The organism is Saccharopolyspora sp. NPDC047091 (assembly GCF_040643635.1).
Lineage (GTDB): Bacteria > Actinomycetota > Actinomycetes > Mycobacteriales > Pseudonocardiaceae > Saccharopolyspora_C.
Window position 1 is genome coordinate 1 of the sequence record NZ_JBEYUS010000140.1, and the last position, 3,942, is coordinate 3,942.

The 3,942-nt window shown below is 74.9% G+C and carries 4 protein-coding genes; all 4 read left to right on the forward strand.

Annotated elements, in window-relative coordinates:
* Positions 1-800 (forward strand): gamma-glutamyltransferase (locus ABZ805_RS29145; RefSeq protein ID WP_358447104.1); only part of this gene is annotated, 800 nt, incomplete at its 5' end.
* A gap of 152 nt (positions 801-952) precedes the next feature.
* The gene (gene def, locus ABZ805_RS29150) at positions 953-1,498 is read left to right on the forward strand and encodes a peptide deformylase (RefSeq protein WP_224962695.1); all 546 of its coding nucleotides are present in this window, start codon (positions 953-955) and stop codon (positions 1,496-1,498) included.
* A gap of 2 nt (positions 1,499-1,500) precedes the next feature.
* A complete protein-coding gene (gene fmt / locus ABZ805_RS29155) occupies positions 1,501-2,427 on the forward strand; it encodes a methionyl-tRNA formyltransferase (RefSeq protein WP_358447107.1) in 927 nt (308 codons plus the stop codon).
* The gene (locus ABZ805_RS29160; protein WP_358447110.1) at positions 2,424-3,848 is read left to right on the forward strand and encodes an RsmB/NOP family class I SAM-dependent RNA methyltransferase; all 1,425 of its coding nucleotides are present in this window, start codon (positions 2,424-2,426) and stop codon (positions 3,846-3,848) included. The genes fmt and ABZ805_RS29160 overlap by 4 nt, the downstream gene beginning before the upstream one ends.
* Positions 3,849-3,942: the final 94 nt, after the last annotated feature.

Here is a 3,942-nt window from a genome sequence, read left to right on the forward strand (position 1 = left end):
CGAGCAAGATCGGCTTCGCGGACCGGAACCGCTGGGTCGGCGACCCCGCGTTCGGCGACGTGCCCACCGCGGAGCTCACCGGCCAGGAGTTCGCCGACTCCCGCGCCTGCCTGATCACCCCGGACGCCGCGCTGCCCGCCCCGGTCGCCGCCGCCGACCCGCGCCACCCCGCGCCCTGCGCGCCGCGGCCGCCCGCGCGCGGCACCACCCCCTACGAGGGGCCGAACACCACGCACCTCACCGTCGCCGACGCCCGCGGGGACGTGGTGTCCTACACGCTGACCATCGAGCAGACCGGCGGTAGCGGCATCACCGTGCCGGGCCGCGGGTTCCTGCTCAACAACGAGCTCACCGACTTCTCGTTCACCCCGGCCACGCCCGGCGAGCCCGACCCGAACCTGCCCGAGCCCGGCAAGCGGCCGCGCAGCTCGATCAGCCCCACCGTCGTGCTGCGGGACGGCGCACCGGTGCTGGCCGTCGGCAGTCCCGGTGGCGCCACCATCATCACCACCGTGCTGCAGGTGCTGACCGAGCGGATCGACCGCGGCCTGCCGCTGGTGGAGGCCATCGCGCGGCCGCGCGCCTCGCAGCGGAACTCGCCGAGCACCGAGGCCGAGGCGGAGTTCCTGGCGCTGCCCGAGGCGGAGAAGCTGCGCGCCCTCGGCCACGAACTCGACCCGTCCGCGGAGATCGGCGCCGCGACCGGCGTGGAACGGCTGCCCGACGGCCGCTGGCGTGCCGCCGCCGAAACCACCCGGCGCGGCGGGGGAGCCGCCGAAGTGGTCCTGCCCGCCCCCTGACCCGGCCGTTCGCCGGGGAAGACCCGGTCGTCCGCTCCGCCGAGCGAGCCGAGCCCGGAGCAGGGTGGCGCGGGTGAGCGCCCGGTCGGAGGGCGCGGGAGCGACGACTAGACTCGCCGGGTCCCGCCGCCGAGCCCGACCGGGGAGCCCGAGTGACCGTCCAGCCCGTCCGCCTCTTCGGCGACCCCGTCCTGCGCACCCGCGCCGACGAGGTCGTCGACTTCGACAAGGAACTGCACGGCCTCGTGCGCGACCTGTGGGACACGATGCACGAGCAGGGCGGGGCCGGGCTGGCCGCGCCGCAGCTCGGCGTCGGGCTGCGCGTGTTCACCTACCGCTGCGACGGCTTCGAAGGCCACCTGATCAACCCGGGCTGGGAGGTCGTCGGCGAGGAGATGCAGGACGGCCCCGAAGGCTGCCTGTCCATCCCCGGCATGCGCTGGGACTGCCTGCGGCACAAGCGCGTCGTCGCGCGCGGTTGGAACATGCACGGCGACCCGGTGGAGATCGAGGGCACCGACCTGCTGGCCCGCTGCATCCAGCACGAGACCGACCACCTGGACGGGGTCCTGTTCGTGGACCGGCTCGACGCCGAGACCCGCAAGCGGGCGCTGCGCGAGATCCGGCAGGCCGACTGGTTCGACGGGCAGGTGCCGGTCGTCAAGGAGAGCCCGCACCCGCTGTTCGGGAAGCGCTGACCATGCGGATCGTCTTCGCGGGCACGCCCGAACCCGCGGTGCCCGCGCTGCGCGCGCTGCTGGACTCCGCGCGGCACGAGGTCGCCGCCGTGATCACCCGGCCGGACGCCCGCGCCGGCCGCGGCCGCAAGGTGCTGCGCTCCCCGGTGGGCGCGCTCGCCGACGAGCACGGCGTTGAAGTCCTCACGCCCGCGCGCGCCACCGACCCGGAGTTCCTGGCACGGCTGGCCGAACTCGAACCCGACTGCTGCCCGGTCGTCGCCTACGGGGCGCTGCTGCGGCAGCAGGCCCTCGACATCCCGCGCCACGGCTGGGTGAACCTGCACTTCTCGCTGCTGCCCGCGTGGCGCGGCGCGGCGCCGGTGCAATCCGCGATCCGGCACGGCGACGAGATCACCGGCGCCGCCACCTTCCACCTGGTCCCCGAGCTGGACGCCGGGCCGGTGTACGGGGTGGTCACCGAGCCGGTGCGCGCCACCGACACCTCCGGCGCGCTGCTGGACCGGCTGGCGATCTCCGGCGCCGACCTGCTCGTCGCCACCCTCGACGGCATCGAGGACGGCAGCCTCCAGGCCCGGCCGCAGCCCGCTGAAGGCGTCAGCTACGCGCCGAAGGTCACCCCCGAGGACGCCAAGGCCGACTTCGCCGCGCCCGCGCTCGCCGTGGACCGGCTGATCCGCTCCGTCACCCCCGACCCGGGGGCCTGGGCCTGGTTCCGGGACGAGCGGTTCAAGCTCGGACCCGTCACCCGCACCGAGGAGACCGGGCTCGCACCCGGCGAGATCGACGTGCAGCGCCGCCGAGTGCTCGTCGGCACCGCCACCGAAGCGGTGCAGCTCGGCGAGGTGCAGGCCCAGGGCAAGAAGCGCATGGCGGCCACCGACTGGGCGCGCGGAACCCGCATCGAGCAAGGAGAACGTCTGCAGTGAACGACGACCGCCCCCGCCGTCCGTCCCGGCCGCGCGGCAGCCGCCCGCCGCAGCGCGGCAAGAGCCCGGCCCGGCCGCCCGAGCAGGACCCGGCGCGGATGGCCGCGCTGGACACGCTGCGCGCCGTGCGCGAACGCGACGCCTACGCGAACCTGACGCTGCCCGGCCTGCTGCGGCAGCGCAAGATCAGCGGGCGGGACGCGGGCCTGGCCACCGAACTCGCCTACGGCGCCTGCCGGGCCAAGGGACTGCTCGACGCGGTGATCGCCGATTGCAGCGGCCGCGACGTGTCCGAAGTGGACCCGATCACGCTGGACGCGCTGCGGCTCGGCGTGTACCAGTTGCTGCGCACCAGGATTCCGGCCCACGCCGCCGTGTCCTCCACAGTGGACATCGTGCGCGGTGAGGTCGGTTCGAAGCTCGCCGGATTCGCCAACGCCGTGATGCGCCGCGCGGGCGAACGCGACGAACAGCAGTGGATCGAACGGCTCGCCCCCGACCGCGCCACCGACCCCGTCGGCCACCTCGCGCTGCGCCACGCGCACCCGCGCTGGATCGCGCAGGCCTTCGCCGACGCGCTCGGCGACACCGGTGACGAACTCGCCGCCGCGCTCGCCGCCGACGACGCCCGGCCCGCCGTGCACCTCGTCGCCCGGCCCGGCGAGATCAGCGCCGAAGAGCTCGCCGCCATCACCGGCGGCGACGAAGCGCCCTACTCGCCCTACGGCGTGCACCTCGAAGCGGGCGCGGGCGACCCCGGCGACCTCGAACCCGTGCGCGAAGGTTTCGCCGCCGTGCAGGACGAAGGCAGCCAGCTCACCGCGCTCGCCCTCACCCGGCCCGACATCACCGGCGGCGACACCCGCTGGCTCGACCTGTGCGCCGGGCCCGGCGGCAAGGCCGGACTGCTCGGCTCGCTCATCACCCTCGACGGCGGCACCCTCGACGCCGTCGAGCAGTCCGAGCACCGCGCCGAACTGATCCGCAAGGTCACCCGCGACCTCGCCGTCACCGTGCACGTCGCCGACGGCCGCGAACCCGGGCTCGAACCCGGCTACGACCGGGTGCTCGTCGACGCGCCCTGCACCGGGCTCGGCGCGCTGCGCCGCAGGCCCGAGGCGCGCTGGCGGCGGCAGCCCTCCGACGTCGCCGAACTCGCCAAGCTCCAGCGCTCGCTGCTGCTGTCCGCCGTCGGCCTCACCCGGCCCGGCGGCGTCGTGGCCTACGTCGTGTGCTCCCCGCACCTGTCCGAGACCGAAGGCGTCATCTCCGACGTCGTCCGGCGCAGCGGCGCGGAACTGCTCGACGCGCGCGAGGCGTTCCCCGGCGTGCCGGACCTCGGCGACGGGCCGACCGTCCAGCTGTGGCCCCACGAACACGGCACCGACGCTATGTTCTGCGCGCTTCTTCGGGTTTCCTGACGTACTCCTGCTGCTCGGTGTTCGGGTGGCGGAACCTCAGCGTTCTCCTCGCTGCGGGATCGTTTTCACCGGTGGCTCCGCCACAGGAGAAAAC

Bases quoted from the DNA above. Each gene is read 5' to 3' on its own strand.
- fmt (WP_358447107.1), top strand. From the start codon at position 1,501: ATGCGGATCGTCTTCGCGGGCACGCCCGAACCCGCGGTGCCCGCGCTG.